We start from the raw sequence: 15686 nt of genomic DNA, 5'->3' as shown, positions 1-15686 counted from the left end.
GAATTGACAATGGCTGATCTAGAGTCGCCTAACCACATTCTCGGACGGCACTCGCTGTTGATCGTGGGTGTATCACGCTTGGCTAAGCGTTTGGGGGTTACCGAGGAGGAAGCAGGTAAGCTCGTTCGCATGAAGGATTTCCCCGTGGCAATAAAGCTGAAAATTGGTGGGGAGGAGCGAGATACGTGGTACTGGCCCCAAGTGCGAGCATGGGCTCGCGCTAACAAAATGTCGATCCCTGGGGAAGAGGCAGAACCGGGCGACGAGCGTTAGTCGCATCGCGTATCGAATGACGCGAATCGATCATAAAGGTGCTCGTAGGAAAAGGAGTAGACCATACACCTCCTGATTACAGCTTTGAAGGAGCGAGGGGAACGGAGCGAGCTTCTGCGTCAGTCGAGGTTAGGGGACTGGGCAAATCTTTTAAAGGTCGGCGCGTCCTCGATTCCATAAGCTTTGAGATTTACCCGGGCGAGAGCGTAGCGCTCCTCGGGCCCAATGGCGCCGGCAAGACCACGACGCTCCTCACAATCCTCGGCGTCATTACCCCTGACCAAGGCGAGGTGTGGCTGAGAGGATACTCGATGCCCCGAGGACGGCGTCGGGCGCTGGAAAAGACAGGCTTTGCGGCTGGGTATCTATCTTTGCCTGATCTCATGCGAGTCAAAGAGGCACTGTTGGTTTTCGCAGATTTCTACGCCGTTCCCTCGCCTCGGCGGCGTGTGGAAGAAGTTATCGATCTGTTCGGCATACGCCATCTCGAGCGGTCCTTGAACGGGACCCTGTCTGCGGGTCAGCGTACGCTCGTGAGTCTTGCCAAGGCGGTACTGTGCGGCCCTGAAGTATTGATTTTGGATGAGCCAACTGCGAGTCTCGATCCCGATGTAGCCAGACGCACCCGGCGCCTGCTTGAGGATTTGCACGAGGAGCTGGGGTGTACCATGCTCGTGACCTCACACAATATGCGCGAAGTGGAAGAACTTGCCCAGAGGGTCATTTTCTTGCACCAAGGCCGGATAGTTGCAGATGGATCCCCACACCACGTGGCCGAGACCTTGGGGGCCGAAGATCTAGAGGATGCTTTCATAGAGTTGGCAGAGGTGGGTAGGAACCAAAGGCCCACGGTCTAGAGGCGGCCAGAAGGAGCTGTTTCCCGTGAGCAGTAGGACATTTCAGCGAATTCGGGGGTCTTTTTTAAGGCAGTTCTACGTGACCTTACATTCTCCTTTCCGAAACTTCGAGATGTTTTTCTGGCCTCTAGTGGATGTAGTGCTTTGGGGCTTTCTCACGGTCTATCTCAGAAATCTTTCCCCAGACCTTGCTGTTGCCGCCTCGTTTCTTCTCGGGGGAATGCTTCTTTGGGACATCATGTTCAGAGGCAAACTCGCCATAGGGATCGCGATACTAGAAGAATCTTGGAGCCGTAACGTTCTCAACGTGTTGGCGACTCCACTAAGCTCGGCTGAGTACCTCGCTGGTGCGACCGTATTTGGCTTCTTAAAAGTCGGCGTGGGCTGGGGCCTTATTGCGTTCGTAGCATGGGCTGCGTACTCTTTCAACGTGACCACATTGGGGGTGGCACTGCTTCCTTTTGTCGCTAGCCTGCTTGTCACTGCGCTAGTTCTCGGGCTGATGACGATTGTCCTTGTCCTAAGACTCGGAAAGGGGGCCGAGGTACTCGCTTGGGGGTTAGCTTTCATTTTCATGCCTATCTCGGCAGTGTTTTTCCCCGTATCTGTTTTACCTAGGCCTCTGGTCGCGGCGGCCCGCTTCTGGCCGGCCTCCTACATATTCGAGGGTATGAGGCAAGTTTTGGCGGGTGGCCCGCTCCGATGGGATTGGGTAGGGATCTCTCTGGCGCTAAATGGCATATACCTTTTGGTAATGGTGTGGGTTGCAAAGAGGAGCTTGGATGCTTTTGCACGCAAGGGATACATAACGCGATACCTATGACCCCCAAAAGAGCAACTGTTGTTGGCGTACGAGTGAGCTGAGATGGGACCGGTAGAAAGGCGCGCAGCTATCTTGAAAATATGTGCGCTAGCCAGATTCCTGATTTTGCGGGGACGACGATACTGACATGAAAAAGAGGGCGGCGATAATGGGGGTAGTTGTCGTGGCGGCCGTAGCAGTCGGCACCACGGCGGCGATGTTGATATCGAGGAGTCCTCGACTTCCAGATAGCGAGCCATCTCCCGAGATCACGCTTCCGACCCCTGTTGCAGGGTCGGGATTCTTGATCACCGATGCACCCACCCCCACACCGGTTCTACAGACGATCCCGCCGAATCCTGCTACTCCAGCACCCTTTACGGCAAAGCCGCCGCCGGCTTCTTGGTTAGAAGGGCGCTATCGGGTCCTATTTAGGATCAAGGCGGACTCGTGCGGAGAGCACATCTCTCCCCAGGAGCATGAACTCGTAGTGACTATTATCGAGGCTGGAGTCAGGGTAGAAGATACCTTCACTAACTCGATTCTCGAGGGTCCGGGTGGAGAGGACGGGTCTTTCAGGGTGGAATCGTCGGTTCCTATGGTTCCCGGAAGTCGGAGAGCGTTGCGACAGGTGATGGTCGGTAAAGGTACTCCAGGGTCTATCTCGGGCGATTACTTTGTTTACCCGGCTATTCGGGACTGTGCTGTGCAGCTAACCTTCGAGGGTCCGAAGATTTCATAGGCGCGCATTCCCCAGACCGTTGTTCGATCCCGAGGACAAAGGCTCAGGACTAAGAATCCTAGTTTTGCTAAAGGAGTGGTATTTAGAGTTACCATCTTCAATTTTGTCTGCCCCCTCAGGCTGGGACCAACGGTTGTCCTTTAGAAAGATCTATAGCTTTTTGATTAGATCAGGAAGTAAAAAGCGTAGGTCGGTGGGGTCACCCAAATAACTGATTCCGATTGCAGCGCTGGACGCTAGAACGGTAGCGAATTTGCGAGTGCCTCCTTCGGGGCATCGCAAATCTCCGTCTTCCATCTCTCCTGTCGAGTCAGCGACAGGTACTGTGCTCCTGCCTCGAATCGAGTATGAGGATTGCGCAGGAGAGTTGGTGGGAGTTGGAGAAGGAGTCAAAGTGGTGCTGGGAACCGGTGTCTGGGGCTGTTGGCATTGCGGTCTTAGTCCCGCGTGCGAACCGCTGTATGGAATTCTAATTTCGATAGTAGCTGCTGTAGCGGGATTGCGTAGTTGAACCGAGCCTGCCCCCTGCCCTGCTAGCTGCCATCCCCTGGGCACCACTACCTGGTAGCTGCCCATTTGGATGCGCTGTTCACTGGGCATAGTTTCGCCAGTTACGGGTGGCGGGCTTGTTTCAGCAGGTACCTCTGCGGTAGCCGGTGGCTGTCGAGTTGTGCTTTGACTGGCGAGAAGCCGTGCTCCAATGACCACTGCGACAGCCCCGACCACGACTGTGGCTCCAATAGCTGAGGCTGCTACTACGACAGGGCGCCTACCTAGGGTCGGACGACCGCCGAAGGAGACTTTAGGAGCAGACGGATGTTTATGGGGAGTGTTCTCGGGCGTAGCAGTTTGCTGGGACTGTGCTGATTCAGTTTCAAAGAGCTGCCCGGAGCCTGGAGTTGGTTCGGGTCCAACTGAACCACTAGAAGGAGGCGGCACTGGTACGCGCTGAAAGTTTTCGAGCCCTCCTTTGGTAATGATTGCACTGTAAGGAGCGCCGCGCACAATTGATCTGCGAGACTCGGGAAAATCTTTTTTGTTTCTTCTGTCGCGAGCAGTCATGACTTCTATTGTCCTTACTGCGAATGGGCTGCGCCGCCGAATTGGATTCGCTCTACCAAACGCGTTGACTAATCTTTCCGTTACTAACGCCAGGCGGCGCTCTAAGAAATTAGGGTCTCACGTCTCCTGCAGCGAGCGCTGGTTTGGCACGGGTGCGTAGCTCAGCGGGAGAGCGCTGCCTTCACACGGCAGAGGCCGCTGGTTCGATCCCAGCCGCACCCACATGCGTCAGGGGGAATATCTATTGTGCGTTTCGTTGCTATCGGAAAAAGGTTTCGATCGTGTTGGATGAATATCTAGCTGTGCTGGGATGGAGAGAGAAATGCCCAAAGCCCCAGCGCGACGCCGGACGCTGCGAATAGGAGGGCCCCTAGAGCCGTAACCACGGCGCTGGGATCTATCGTCCCGAGAGCCCATCCGAGGTATCCCAGCGCGATTCCTGCCACTGCCGCCAAAGCGCCCAGTCCTATGACAGGCCCTACTCGCTTCTTTCTGCGTTTTAGAGGTATAAGGAGAGCTTCGACATACGCCAAGACGGCCAGGAGCGTAAGAGACGCCACAATGGTCGGGATCGCGAACAGGTTCTTGCTGACAGGCTGTAGCTGCACTGCCGCTCCTTGCAGTTCGGGTAGTGGGGCACGGTTAGTCTCCGAATTAGTAGCTTCCAACTTCAAATAAAGAGTCGTCTTTCCGGCGACCAAGTATTTGAACTGCCTTCCCTCGAAAAGGAACACGAACGTATCCCCTTCCTTCCTGACCGGCTGTGAGTGCATCGGCACCAATATGCCGCCCGGTAGCGAGGCTGTGGCTACCAGCTTGGCAGTGTCTGGAATCTCCAGTGTCCGGCCTGGAGGGAGTTCGATTCGGAAGTCTACTGGCCGTTGGAAGTCTGCTGTGACGACCTGGTCTTTTATGGATGTGCCCTGTACCGAGAGTGAAACCCCTCCGATATTCGATGCCGGTATCGACGGAGTTGTCTTTGAGGGCCCAAGAAAAGCGAGTAGCACAGCTATTACACCAAGCACCAGCGAGATTACTAGGGCTACCGACGCCATCCTCGATACGCCAGGAGTCAATTTTTCTTCTCTTCCGCTAAAAGCTTCGGCTGGAGAGAGCGCCTGGGGCTGCGCTGAGAGAGGGTATTCGTACTGCTGCAAGACGGTTTCTGGTTGCGGGCGGTTTGGTGGTACGGCGAGGGCAGGCAGCCCGCTTTCTGAGGCCAAAACCTCATCATTTGGGGCTTTCTTTGGGGCTATGTTTTCTAGGGAAAACGTTATTCGTTCGGTGGCAGCTATTATGGCGCTGCTCCCCATTACGGGGATAGAAGAGCTCTGGAGCCATCCGGGGCCAAAGCTTGCAGTCGCTGCCTCGGCCAATGCCACTCCGAACTCCTCGGCGGTTTGATACCGGTTTTCTTTCGAAGTTGACAGCCCGTGCATGACTACCTGGGCAATTGCATCGGGGACCTCTGGAGCCACTCGTTTTAGAGGCCTAGGTGCCTCGTGGACGTGTCGGTACATGACCATAAGGGGGTCGCCGTCGTCAGGAAACGGTAGACGACCCGAGAGCAGCTCGTAGAGCACGACAGCGGTTGCGTAAACATCAGTGAACGGGCCGAGCTCTGTGCCAGTCGCTTGTTCGGGAGCGATGTAGGCTGGCGAGCCGAGTACTTCGCCGGCTCGGGTACCCATGGTCGACGCTGCCCCGAGCACTTTGGCGATCCCAAAGTCGGTGACTTTGAGAATTCCAGACGAGGAAAAAATTAGATTTTCCGGCTTTATGTCTCGATGCAAGACGCCGTGGCGATGCGCATAGTGAAGGCCCGCGCACGTGGCAAGGGCAATAGAGACCGAGTCTATGTAGTCGAATCCTTCAGCGTTGAATCGCTTCCACACCGTTCCGCCGGGGAGGTACTCCATCACTAGAAGGCAGACGCCCTCTTTTTCTATGTAGTCATATACCGGAACGATGTGGGGATGGTCGAGAGAGGCTAAAAGGCGAGCCTCGTTTACGAATCTGCGTCTTACCTCTTCCTGCGATGAGAAGTCAACGGGTAATTGCTTGACCGCCACCTCTCTTCCGAGCTGACGATGTCTCGCTTTCAATACAACACCCCAAGATCCTCGTCCAATCTCGCCTTCTATCTCGTAGGCGGCCAGGACCTCGGAGACCTCTGGGCTCGGCGGAGCGCTCAACTTTTGTCTCCCGTGAGCTCGCCTGAAGCCTCGCCTCCATCGGTGTCGCCTGTGCTCTCTACAGAAGAGGCCGGGCGCACTTTTTTAGTAGGGATAAACCGTGGCTGGGATACAGGCGCTGTCGTTTGAGGGGGAATTACCGTTGCTGATGCAGAAGAGGTCGGAGTTCGTTGCAAAATAGAGTCACCAGTTTCGGTTTCGGCACCGGACACATGCTTAGTTTCTGGGGTCGGCTGGCCGGACTGAGTCGTCAAAGGCTGAGCGGGATATGTCTTGGCTGCTTGCGGAAGAACGTCGGTCTTCTCTGGTCCCAGCCACGGTTGAGGCATGAGCTGTGTACTCTCAGCAGCGGTAATACGAGCATCTCTCTCTCGTTGGGGCGAGGGTGACAGATAACCTGCTACCGTCGAAACGATTGCAGGAATTACAACGATCGGAATCCAGTTTTCTGCCTCAGGCACCATTACGGCGGCAGATGCAAGAACGAAAACTAGCGAGAACCCGACTCCTAGCCCTACTGTCATAAAGCGCATTGCACGAGAAAATCGGTTACTAGGTAACTTCTGGCGGACGAGTGCTGCGAGTAGAGAGGCGAGTGCAAAGAGCGTGACGACCACTATGAACAGCCCACTTAGACCGTAGATACTCTTGAGGCTCCCCTTAATGTCGAGGACTAGTGCCCACCGTCGTAAAGGAATTTGTTGAGGACCATTCACAGTCAGCCACGCAGGAACCAGACCGGTGGCTTGGTCTCGAAGGCAAGCGGGCTCTATCTCGAAGCTGCGCTCGACGCTCTGGCCGGGAGGCACCAGTATGGGCGCTATAACGTCGCACCTGAACACGGGGATGCCGATTACCTTTCCCTCAAAGCGTATCCCGCTCAATTCTCGAGGTGTTGATCCCTTGTTCGTAGCGACGATCCTGATCCTAGTCGGCTCGGAAGCCACGACTTTTACGGGCGTCTCGGCTCCTTGAGCGAGCTTGGCGCCTTCTATCTCTGCCTCGATCTCTAGAGCTGATTCGGATGAGGTCTGGCCTGTCGCAGGAGGAGATGCTGCAATAGGAGCGATAGCTATTATTCCAGTGGCGACTGACAACGCCACAATTCGGCGCCCGGTACACAGGAGTTTTTTAACCAAATTTAGCTTGCTCGCGGTTTGTGCCTTTTCCACCAGCGACCGCCTATCCAAAGCCGTTCGATATCTTCCTTCTCCGATACTTATTCGGAGCACCACGCAGCTGTCCATAGACCGGCTCTGCATTTAAGTGCATAATTCAAGCGTTAATTGCGCTCCACGATACCCGTTGGGCGAGTCTATTCGGAGGTCGAGGCTGTGAGCGATGAAACGATTGTAAAGATGTTCCACGAGCAAGTGGAGAGATTGGGGGATCGCGCTGCCCTTAAGCGTCGACGTCAAGGCGGGCTTTGGGAGTCGATCACCTGGAACGAGTACTACAGGGCGGTTAGAGAATTCGGGCTCGGTCTGGTGTCAATGGGTTTCGAGCCCGGTCAAATGATGGCTGTCTTTTCTAACAACCGACCTGAGTGGCACATGGCTGATCTGGGTTGTATGACCATGGGCGGCGTTACCGTTCCGATATATCAGACCTCTGCGTCGGACCAGATCGTCTACATCCTAAATCACTCTGAGGCGCGCTACATTGTGTGCGAAAACACGGGATTCGCTCAGAAGATTCTCGATCTTCGAGAAAAGCTGGAGACCGTCCAGCGGGTGGTGTTGATGGATGGAAGTGTCGACGACGACTTCGTAGTCGGTTTTGATGAAGTCCGCAAGTTAGGGAGAGAACTCGACTCCCAAGAGCCAAAGCTTTACGAAGAGCGGTCCTCGGCCGTGTCTCCGGACGACCTCGCCACGCTTGTCTACACCTCGGGGACTACCGGGATGCCTAAGGGTGTAGAGCTTACTCATGGCAACATCGCATGGACCGTCCGCTCTCTGCAGCAGGTTGTAGAAGCTAACGAGTACGACAGGTCGTTGTCGTTTCTCCCGCTGAGCCACATCCTCGAGCGGCTAGTGAGTCACTTCAGCCAGATCGCGAACGGCACCACTACTTGGTTTGCCGAGTCGATCGACACCCTCGTACGGGATTTGCAGGACTGCCAGCCAACTATCATGGTGGCGGTTCCCCGGGTTTGGGAGAAGGCGTACAACCGCATAAAAGAGGGGATCGAAGAGTCGACGGGACTTCGCCACACCCTCGCTACGAAGGCCATCGAATTGGGCCTCAAAGCGGTCGAGGCCGAGCAGGCAGGCCGTTCGATTGGAATTTTGGACGCTTTGCAGCTGGCCGTCTTCGACCGACTCGTGTTTTCTAAGATTCGCTCTCAGCTTGGGATGAACTCGGTTCGTATGGCGTTCTCTGGTGCTGCGCCTCTCAACACAGAGGTCTGCAAATTCTTCCATGCCATTGGAGTTCGAATACGGGAAGGCTATGGCCAAACCGAAGACTGCGGTCCTACGAGCGTCAATCCGGCCGAAAAGATAAAAATCGGCACCGTCGGACCACCGATCCCCGGAGTTACTGTAAAGATCGCCGAAGACGGTGAGATCTTAGTGAAAGGCGGAAACGTCTTCAGGGGGTACTACAAGAACCCTGAGGCCACCAGCGAGACACTGATTGACGGATGGCTGCACTCTGGAGACATCGGAACCCAGGACGACGATGGTTATCTGACGATCACCGATCGCAAGAAAGATCTGATTATCACTGCAGGCGGGAAGAACGTTGCTCCTCAAGAGCTTGAGTCGCGCCTTCAGTTGGCACCCTTGATCGACCAAGCAGTGGTAGTAGGGGACGGACGAAAATTTTTGGCGGCTCTTATAACTCTAGATCAAGAGGCCGCGGAGAAATGGGCAGCGTCCAAGGGCAAGTCCGGATCCCTCTCGGAGCTCGTAAACGACGAAGACCTCCAAGCGGAGGTCCAAAAGATCATCGACGAGGTCAATTCGCACTTCTCTAGTGCTGAATCGATCAAGAAATTCAAGATCTTAGACAAGCCGTTCACCATTGATGGCGGGGAGATCACTCCCACCCTGAAGGTGAGGCGACGGAACATCGTTCAGAAATACGCCTCGCTCATCGAGGAGATCTACGCCTCGTAGTAAGGACCACGCGGTCGTCTTCGTCTTCTTATGAACCCGCGGCTCGCGCGTTTTGGGGTTTGGTTCCATCGGGAGGCCATACGGGCTGACCCTCTTCGAGGGGGATTCTTGCCGCCTTGAGAACGTAAGCGACCATCGTCCAAGCCCCTGCGATAGCTGCGGCTTCTAACGCCAACATCTCGCCCCCTAAAGCTGAGACGAGGCTGCCCCATACGTCGTCGTCTACGGAGTTTCCTTTCGCTAGAGTGTCGGATAGCTCGAGCACCGCCGTGGCATCTTCGTCGAAGAGATCCGATGACTGCCAGTTCTTTACAGCCATTATCTCGTCGTCGGATACTCCGAGCGCACGGGCGAAGTGGTAGTGCTGTGTCCACTCGTACTCACAAGCGTTGTTCCAAGCAGTCCTCAAAATAATGAGCTCCCGAAGGCGGGGCTCAATTTCTGCCTGGGTCATGAGTAGCGATGTAGGTTGGGTCGCGATCTTTATGAGTAGATCGGAGTTGGCGAGGGCTCTGGAGATATTGAGCGAGGATATTACCGTTGGAACCCCGGCTTTCTCTAAAGCCCTGCGGGCTTCTTCTTCAGTTAGCAATGGAATACGGTAATGGCTGGTGCGATTCTCGAAGGCGGCCCCCGAAGTTTTCCGAGTCTCGCCGCCGCTCATGTTCACCGAAGGAAATCAGTTACTATTCCAGCCACCATAGAGGGCTGCTCTAGGGCAGGAAGGTGTCCTAGACCATCCAGTATTTCAAGTCTCGCTTTGGGGAGTTCTGCCGCGTAGACCTCCGAGTGAGCCACAGGAACTATGCCATCCTTCTCCCCATGAATGACGAGTGCTGGAGCTCTCACGGTCTTCAGACGCTCCCTCAGTTTTGGGTCGTGCATGTATGGCGACCATCCAATAGCAGCGGTCGCCTCCATCGCCCGGAAGAAATGAAGCAGTACCGAGTCCGAGTCGAGGTTTCCCTCTAACGCAGGGACCACATGTTCTACGATGTTGCCTCCCGAAGGAAAGACAAGGGGCATGAGCTTGATCGGCTCCACGCCGAAGAGCTCGTGAATTGGTTCTCCTTCGACATAGAGTCCCACTGAGTCTATGAGAACCATAGCCCTCACACGTTCGGGGAACCACACAGCTATCTCTGCCGCAATCCATCCCCCGAGAGACTGGCCAACGAGAGCAGGATAGTCGATCTCTAGGGTGTCCAAGGCCCTTCTGTAAAAGAAAATCGCATCTTCTATCTTGTGCCAATCCCTGGAGGATTCAGAGGCACCGAACCCTGGCATCTCCAAGGCCACAACCGTAAAACCCGAAGCGGCTAGCTCTGTTAAGAACCGGATAGGCCCCATTTCACCGAATCCCGAGTGAAAATAGATGACTTCTGGGCCAGATCCTTCTTTGAAGACCCGGACGGTCACTCCGTCAACTTTTACTCGTTCCACTGTCTTAGCCCTCCGGCCATGTCGGACCTCCTGGAAACTCCCTTCTAAGCGCTGGCATAACTTCTGCGGAGAACAGCTCCAGATTGGCTTTTGTTGCTTCATGAGGAAGGGTACCCAGCTGGAAAAGGCCTAGCAGGTGCCCGACGCCAAGCTTTTCTATCCCTAAAGCGAGTTTCTCGGCCACAGTCTGAGGAGATCCGACGATAGCGTACATGCCAGACTCGACCTCTTCCCATGTTCTGACTGAGAGCATAAAGCGGGACATGGCGCTCCTGATACGCATTGCGGATTGGGCACTTGTATAGCCAGGGGGGTTGATCTGTACGCCGTCCAAGAGCTTGTGCGCAAAGTACCAGAAGTGCTCTTCAAATCGACGCCGTGCCTCTGCATCGGTTTCGCCCACGAAGATTGGCACGAGCCATCCCAGTGCCTCGGGGTCTGGCTTGCGGTCCCGCTCTACCCATATGCGGCGAAACAAAGCGTAGTTCTTCTCGAAGACCTCGAAGTGGAAAAAGGGAATTCCGGTGTATGAGTAACCTCTCTCGGCTACAAGCTCCATCGTCTCGACAGATCCGATTCCTGGAATCCAGATGGGTGGGTGCGGCTTCTGGAGCGGCTTGGGCCATGGATTGACGTATCTGAGTTTGTAGAATTCTCCGTTGAACTCAAAGGGGCCGGGTTTGGTCCATGCCTCTACGATCAGGTCCAGTGCCTCGCTGAATCGCCTCCTGGCCTCTGCAGGATTGATTCCAAAGCTGTAGTACTCTGGTCCACCCCCGACCACCATCCCCGCGATCAGTCTGCCCCCGGACAAAACATCTAGTATTGCGTATTCTTCTGCAACTCTGGTGGGAGGGTTGTATAACGGCAAGGCGTTACCGACAACAGCGATTTTCACTTTATGTGTGCGGCGTGCAAGAGCGGCCGCAAACAAATTAGGACTGGGCATGAGGCCATAGGCGTTTTGGTGGTGTTCGTTTACCACTATTCCGTCAAAGTCCAGTTGCTCTGCGAACTCTAGTTCGTCGAGGTAGCGGTTGTATAAATCGTGGCCACGGGCTGGGTCGTAAAGATCGTTTGGACACGTGATCCAGGCGGGCCCATCGTAGTCAGAAGGCAGATACGGCCACGGCATCAAGTGAAACGAAAAAAATTTCATAATGAGCCTCCTTCGACATCGATGTTACCTGCGAGTAACATACAAGTCAAGGGGGAGCGGGAAGGTGCTTTCTGATAAGAGAACAGCGCCGCCCGAGTGATCTAGGGGGGTTCTAGGTCGTGCTCAGAGCCGGGTCTTAAGGAACGCTCGTGCTGTTAGTGCTAGCTCGAAAGGCTGTTGGCTTAGTCTTGCGGAGCGATTACCGCGTGCAGGGGTGGTTCAAGGTGGGTTTCTCCCCCCATAGTACGCAGGATTTCCTCGGCGCCTTCCAATCCCACTACCTGGCGCGGTAAGTCTTCGAATGGATAGTGCCGAGATGCAATGAGTCGAAGGGCTTCCTCATAAGAAGCTGAGTCGACTCCTAGGGCGCCGATGATCGTGAGCTCTTTGTAGATCACCATGTCCGGGATGAATCCTGGGGTGTCAGCCGACCCTTTCGTGCCGGCAAGCACTATGCGACCTCCTGGCGCTGACATGCTTACTGCCTGGGCGAGAGCACCGGGTGCTTTGGCTGTGACATCGACGACAACGTGAGCCAGGCCACCCGCTTCCTTTTTGAGTACCCTGACGGGATCGTCCCTATCTATGTCGACTATTGCGTCGGCTCCAAACTCCGAGGCTACTCTGAGCCGAACCGCGTCACGCTCACCTTTTCCGGTAACTAGCACGAACCCCGCACCTGCGGATTTGCATGCGGCGAGCGCCGAGATCCCCCTTATACCTGGCCCCAAGATAGCTACAGTTTCTCCGGGTTCAAGTCGGGGCACTTTCACTGCCCATCTAATTCCAGCCCCTAGAGGATTAAAAAGAGTCGCCACTACAGGATCGACGGAGGCGGGAACCCGATGAACGACGGCGTCTTCGCTCAGGTATACGAACCGGGAATATCCTCCCCAAAGCGAAGGAGGTTTCGTGATGGAAATGAAACCGTAGCTGTCTAGGAGTCCGTGAGTTCGGCAGTGCCGGAAGTCGCCCTCTTCGCAAGCTGAGCACGCTCTGCAGGACTGAAAAATGTCTACAGCTACACGCTCGCCGGGATTTATTCCGAGTCGTTTAGCGGTTTGGGGAGGCATCTCCCGTACCGTGCCCACAATCTCGTGGCCCGGAATGAAAGGAAAAGGACCAGGCAGGGCACCGCTGTACTGTTCATGGTCCGTGCCGCAAAGGCCGCAAGCTTCGACTTCGAGTAGGCCACCGGTTTCGGGTATGTCAGCTTCGACGGTGCGTGAGTCGAGCTTTCGAGGAGCTACTAGGACGCGGGCTGGCGACTCGACTCTCATACTGTTGCCCCTTCTACTGATGTAGCTCCGACGAAACCGCCCCTGCTTTGTGGAATAAAGGATGCCGGTTCTGCCCTAGGTAATCCGTATTCAGCGGGGGCCTCAAGGCATAGAAGGCGAGACAGGCCTGCGGATGAGCAACTGTGGTATAAGATAGTGGCGCGCAAAATTCTTATTGAAAAATCTTTCTTGGCAGGAGGGAAAGTGCTAGCACAGACTCGAGCCGATCTGTATAACAAGCCTACTGGAATCAACCTATTAGCCGGAGGACTCACCGTTCTCCTCTTTGTTGTAGCTTCGGTCGGCTTAGTAGGGTACTTCAGAAACTCTCGCAACGGGAAAGCCCGGGCAGCTGAACAGTATTTTTTATTTCTCGTCTACGGAACGGTAGTGTTTCAAGTTATTCACACGCTTGAGCATATTCTGCAGGCTGGCTTCTGGGTAAGGCACCCCTACTCGTTTCCTTGGCTGTCCCCATGGGCTTTGGCCGCGCAGAGGGGGCTGACCACTTTTTTCGATCCCCAGGCTAGACTCCAGTCGGGGAACGAGGTCCTACATCTGCTTGGCAACGGAGTGTTCTTCGCAGGACTGGTGGCAATGGTAGACGCCCTGAAGAAAGCGGGAGTCAACAAGAGTTCACGGCGCTGGGCTACATGGGCGTACTATGTCGAAGGATTCCACCTCATAGAACACGCGCTTCTGACGAGCACGTGGTACCTCTTTGGAATCCCGCGCGGTGTAACAACGTATTTTGGCCTCGCATACAAATTTCCGTCTCCTTGGGCTAGTGGAAATCGGATTCTGTGGCACTTTGTGCTAAACCTCGTTCCCACTGTCTTAGTCCTTGGCGGAGTAGGAGAGCTGAGGCGCGCCGGTCTTCTCAAAGAGAATGGGTTGGCGAGGGTTTTCAGCCGGCCTGGCGAGGCCGCGCTCGAAGGCACTCCTGCTCGCTAAAGAGAATCCGCGAGCGCGCTGGCACATTTTGTGATTCTTGGTGGCATCCAGAGACAGGCCAGTAAACTTCGACTTTCCGAGCTTCGGTGCTCGTTCCAATCCCGAAGTGCAGCGCCGGCGAGTTCTGACCAAGAAAGCTCGATCCACCTACAGATTGTGCCGTGAGTACGTGGGGTCCACCTGAAGGAGCGACCTTTACTACAGCTCCTATACCCTGAAGATTCGAGCCCTTTTCGCTGGGACCGGCTCCTTTAAGCTCCACCTCGATCCAATTGCCTCGGGGCTGAGCGCCTAGGTTCCGGTACAGCTTTGGTTTGTCGGAGTTCTGAACCACGAATACGTCTTGTAGACCGTCGTGGTCAAAATCCATTACCAAGAGCCCCTTACCCCTCCTGACTTTGTCTAATCCAGCGTCGCGTGATACGTCGGCGAATGTATTGCCGTTTAGGTTTTTCCACAAAAAACTAGGATCGTCATAGAAGTTGTCTGCCCGGAAGTCGGGGTACGGGTAGAACTGGCCGGCTGTTTGAACTATGTCCAAGAAGCCATCGTCGTCGTAGTCCAAAAAGGAGGCACCCCATCCCCAACGACCGTTGCGAACCCCTGCTTTGTCGGTTACGTCTTCGAATGTCCTGTTTCCATTGTTCTTGAACAGACGATTACCACTCGTTCCCCAGTGGGCACAGATTTCCTCCTCGTTCTTGGCGACCTCGCACTGGTGGGTTTGAAAAATCGAACTCACGAAGATGTCGATAAAGCCATCGTTGTTAAAGTCACCGAGGGCTAAGCCCATCCCGTTCTCTTCGGTCCCCACGCCAGCCTTCATCGTGGACTCAGTGAAGGTTCCGTCTCCGTTGTTCCAGTACAGTTTGGTGGAGGCGAAGTCACCAACTAATAACAGGTCTTGGAAGCCGTCGTTGTCCAAGTCGACAAAGGCTGGCGTCCACCAGAACCTGCCGGTCAGCAGACCCCCTATTTTTTGTGGGGTGACTCCCGCTTTTGACGAAGCATCCTCGAAGTGTCCAGGTGCAGCAGCACCAAGATTGTGCAACAGCTTGGAGTCAGAAGGGGCTCCAGGGAAGGTGAGGTCGAACCTCCATTCGCCGACGTACAAGTCGACGTATCCGTCCTTGTCGTAGTCGCCGGCCGCAATACCATACCCGTAGACGCTTGGTTCGGCCCGTTCCTCCGCAAAACCTCTCTGGAGTCCCTCTTCCCTAAAGTGGCCGCGACAGTCTCCCATAAACAATAGGTTGCGGTGGGAGTAGAGGACTGTCATAGCCAAGTCCAAGCATCCGTCGGAGTCCACGTCTACAAAAGCAGCACCGTTGGTGCGTCGAGCCTCTGGAATGTTCAGGCCCGATCCAGCTGTGACATCCGTGAAGTGGCCGTTTCCATCGTTTCTGTAGAGGATCGGAAACTCGTTTACCCGCGTCACCACCAGGTCGACATAGCCGTCGTTGTCATAGTCGCCCGATGCAGCGCCACCGGACATATAAAGCGGTCCACAAGGCGGCGGGTCGAAGCACTCGTATGGTCTGAACTGGGTGTAATCGATCCCCACGCCGCTCGCTACTTCTTCGAAAAGGCTGGGAGGAGCGCTCTTTTTCAACCCTGAACATGAGGATGTCACCAAGGTCAAGGCAAAAAAGATCACTGTGACTTTCGAGGCATTAGTTCTGAGGTAGAAGTGCGATGACGACACTCGCGAAACTGAGGGATCGCTTTTGTTCACCAACACAGAGGATTCTCCAGACATGTGGCATAGAATGTGGCTACTGCTTCAAAAGACGG

Annotated in this window: 14 protein-coding genes and 1 tRNA gene; 7 read left to right on the top strand and 8 right to left on the bottom strand. The window is 55.0% G+C overall.

The features are described 5' to 3' along the window. Positions 1–9 precede the first annotated feature (9 nt). The 4 genes from C4318_06485 to C4318_06470 all read left to right on the top strand — a co-directional run bounded on the left by C4318_06485 (position 10) and on the right by C4318_06470 (position 2674). The gene (locus C4318_06485) at positions 10–273 is read left to right on the top strand and encodes a hypothetical protein (GenBank protein ID MER3454791.1); all 264 of its coding nucleotides are present in this window, start codon (positions 10–12) and stop codon (positions 271–273) included. Between the two features lie 29 nt (positions 274–302). Next, entirely contained in the window at positions 303–1130 is an 828-nt protein-coding gene (locus C4318_06480; GenBank protein MER3454790.1) for a hypothetical protein, read from the top strand. Positions 1131–1155: 25 nt separating this feature from the next. After that, the gene (locus tag C4318_06475; protein ID MER3454789.1) at positions 1156–1953 is read left to right on the top strand and encodes an ABC transporter permease; all 798 of its coding nucleotides are present in this window, start codon (positions 1156–1158) and stop codon (positions 1951–1953) included. A 148-nt stretch (positions 1954–2101) separates the two neighbouring features. Further along, positions 2102–2674: a hypothetical protein gene (locus tag C4318_06470; GenBank protein ID MER3454788.1), complete on the top strand. Its 573-nt coding sequence runs from the start codon at positions 2102–2104 to the stop codon at positions 2672–2674. 150 nt (positions 2675–2824) lie between these two features. On the opposite strand, the gene C4318_06465 is transcribed toward C4318_06470, so the two are convergent. Continuing rightward, the gene (locus C4318_06465; GenBank protein ID MER3454787.1) at positions 2825–3736 is read right to left on the bottom strand and encodes a hypothetical protein; all 912 of its coding nucleotides are present in this window, start codon (positions 3734–3736) and stop codon (positions 2825–2827) included. 150 nt (positions 3737–3886) lie between these two features. On the opposite strand from C4318_06465, the gene C4318_06460 reads away from it, so the two are divergent. Further along, positions 3887–3958, top strand: a tRNA-Val gene (locus C4318_06460). Positions 3959–4032: 74 nt separating this feature from the next. Here the strand turns inward: C4318_06460 and C4318_06455 are convergent. Together C4318_06455 and C4318_06450 are read right to left on the bottom strand one after the other, a co-directional pair. After that, positions 4033–5931 carry a serine/threonine protein kinase gene (locus C4318_06455; GenBank protein ID MER3454786.1) on the bottom strand — a complete coding sequence of 633 codons (1899 nt, stop codon included), beginning with the start codon at positions 5929–5931 and terminating at the stop codon, positions 4033–4035. Then, positions 5928–7178 carry a hypothetical protein gene (locus C4318_06450; protein MER3454785.1) on the bottom strand — a complete coding sequence of 417 codons (1251 nt, stop codon included), beginning with the start codon at positions 7176–7178 and terminating at the stop codon, positions 5928–5930. The genes C4318_06455 and C4318_06450 overlap by 4 nt, the downstream gene beginning before the upstream one ends. An 87-nt stretch (positions 7179–7265) precedes the next feature. Between C4318_06450 and C4318_06445 the strand changes: the two genes are divergently transcribed. Beyond that, positions 7266–9056: a long-chain fatty acid--CoA ligase gene (locus C4318_06445; GenBank protein MER3454784.1), complete on the top strand. Its 1791-nt coding sequence runs from the start codon at positions 7266–7268 to the stop codon at positions 9054–9056. 28 nt (positions 9057–9084) lie between these two features. Here C4318_06445 and C4318_06440 read toward each other — a convergent pair whose 3' ends face one another. The 4 genes from C4318_06440 to C4318_06425 all read right to left on the bottom strand — a co-directional run bounded on the left by C4318_06440 (position 9085) and on the right by C4318_06425 (position 12938). Continuing rightward, entirely contained in the window at positions 9085–9720 is a 636-nt protein-coding gene (locus tag C4318_06440) for a hypothetical protein (protein ID MER3454783.1), read from the bottom strand. Positions 9721–9722: 2 nt separating this feature from the next. After that, positions 9723–10601, bottom strand: a complete 879-nt coding sequence (locus C4318_06435) for a hypothetical protein (GenBank protein MER3454782.1) — start codon at positions 10599–10601, stop codon at positions 9723–9725. Then, the gene (locus C4318_06430; GenBank protein MER3454781.1) at positions 10504–11658 is read right to left on the bottom strand and encodes an LLM class flavin-dependent oxidoreductase; all 1155 of its coding nucleotides are present in this window, start codon (positions 11656–11658) and stop codon (positions 10504–10506) included. Before C4318_06430 ends, C4318_06435 begins: the two co-directional genes overlap by 98 nt. A gap of 182 nt (positions 11659–11840) precedes the next feature. Further along, complete coding sequence (locus C4318_06425) at positions 11841–12938, bottom strand: alcohol dehydrogenase (protein MER3454780.1); 1098 nt, start codon at positions 12936–12938, stop codon at positions 11841–11843. A gap of 156 nt (positions 12939–13094) precedes the next feature. On the opposite strand from C4318_06425, the gene C4318_06420 reads away from it, so the two are divergent. Then, positions 13095–13892 (top strand): hypothetical protein, encoded by a 798-nt coding sequence (locus C4318_06420; protein MER3454779.1) that lies wholly within the window; start codon positions 13095–13097, stop codon positions 13890–13892. On the opposite strand, the gene C4318_06415 is transcribed toward C4318_06420, so the two are convergent. Next, positions 13846–15651, bottom strand: a complete 1806-nt coding sequence (locus C4318_06415; GenBank protein ID MER3454778.1) for a hypothetical protein — start codon at positions 15649–15651, stop codon at positions 13846–13848. The two genes, C4318_06420 and C4318_06415, sit on opposite strands and share 47 nt — an antisense overlap. Positions 15652–15686 lie beyond the last annotated feature (35 nt).

The sequence above is a fragment of the Acidimicrobiia bacterium genome (assembly GCA_040289475.1).
Classification (GTDB): domain Bacteria; phylum Actinomycetota; class Acidimicrobiia; order ATN3; family PSLF01; genus PSLF01.
Note: the sequence above shows the minus strand (reverse complement) of the source record. Positions and strands in the feature narration are given on the sequence as shown.

Excerpts from the sequence above, each read along its gene's own strand:
- C4318_06485 (MER3454791.1), top strand. The coding sequence starts at position 10 with ATGGCTGATCTAGAGTCGCCTAACCACATTCTCGGACGGCACTCGCTG.
- C4318_06470 (MER3454788.1), top strand. The coding sequence starts at position 2,102 with ATGGGGGTAGTTGTCGTGGCGGCCGTAGCAGTCGGCACCACGGCGGCG.
- C4318_06465 (MER3454787.1), bottom strand. The coding sequence starts at position 3,736 with ATGACTGCTCGCGACAGAAGAAACAAAAAAGATTTTCCCGAGTCTCGC.
- C4318_06450 (MER3454785.1), bottom strand. The coding sequence starts at position 7,178 with ATGGACAGCTGCGTGGTGCTCCGAATAAGTATCGGAGAAGGAAGATAT.
- C4318_06440 (MER3454783.1), bottom strand. The coding sequence starts at position 9,720 with ATGAGCGGCGGCGAGACTCGGAAAACTTCGGGGGCCGCCTTCGAGAAT.
- C4318_06435 (MER3454782.1), bottom strand. The coding sequence starts at position 10,601 with ATGAAGCAACAAAAGCCAATCTGGAGCTGTTCTCCGCAGAAGTTATGC.
- C4318_06430 (MER3454781.1), bottom strand. The coding sequence starts at position 11,658 with ATGAAATTTTTTTCGTTTCACTTGATGCCGTGGCCGTATCTGCCTTCT.
- C4318_06425 (MER3454780.1), bottom strand. The coding sequence starts at position 12,938 with ATGAGAGTCGAGTCGCCAGCCCGCGTCCTAGTAGCTCCTCGAAAGCTC.
- C4318_06415 (MER3454778.1), bottom strand. The coding sequence starts at position 15,651 with ATGTCTGGAGAATCCTCTGTGTTGGTGAACAAAAGCGATCCCTCAGTT.